Origin of the sequence: Streptomyces sp. BE20 (genome assembly GCF_036322525.1) — a bacterium.
Lineage (GTDB): Bacteria > Actinomycetota > Actinomycetes > Streptomycetales > Streptomycetaceae > Kitasatospora.
Genome location: NZ_JAQYWW010000233.1, coordinates 1 through 716, shown reverse-complemented (window position 1 = coordinate 716; position 716 = coordinate 1). Strand labels below are relative to the sequence as shown.

General features: G+C 73.5%; 1 protein-coding gene. It reads right to left on the bottom strand.

The window, feature by feature from the left end; translation table 11 throughout:
- Positions 1-716 (bottom strand): acyltransferase domain-containing protein (locus PUR61_RS01210; protein ID WP_329874697.1); only part of this gene is annotated, 716 nt, incomplete at both ends.

Genomic DNA, 716 nt, shown 5'->3' with positions numbered 1-716 from the left:
GGAACGGGTAGGTGGGCAGTTCGACGCGTCGGCCGCGGGGGATCGCGGTGGTCCAGTCGACGGTGAGGCCGGTGGTCCAGGCGTGGGCGAGGGAGGTGAGGAGGCGTCGTCGGTCGCCTTCGTCGCGGCGCAGGGTGGGGACGGTGACGGCGGTGTCGAGGGTCTCCTCGACGGCGGGCACGAGGACGGGGTGCGGGCTGGTCTCGACGAAGTGGGTGTGGCCGGCTTCGTGGAGGGCCTCCAGGGCCCTGGTCAGCAGGACGGGTTGGCGCAGGTTGGTGTACCAGTAGGCGGTGTCGGGCGGGGTGGTGAGCCAGTCGCCGGTGACGGTGGAGAACATCGGGATGCGCGGTGCCTGCGGGCTGATGCCGGCCAGGACGTCGAGCAGCCGGTCGCGCAGTCGCTCGATGTGCGGGGAGTGCGAGGCGTAGTCAACGGGAATCGCCCGTGCCCGTACGCCGTCGCGTTCGCAGGTGGCGAGCAGTTCGGCCAGGGCGTCGCTGTCACCGGCGACGACGGTGGTGGTGGGGGAGTTGTAGGCGGCGACGGAGATCCGGTCGGCCCAGGGCGTGAGAAGCTGCTCGGCCCGTTCGGCGGAGAGCCCGAGCGAGACCATGCCGCCCTCCCCGGCGATGGCGTCGAGGGCCCGGCTGCGCAGGGCGGAGACCCGGGCGCCGTCCTCCAGGCTCAGCGCGCCGGCCACCACCGCGGCGGCG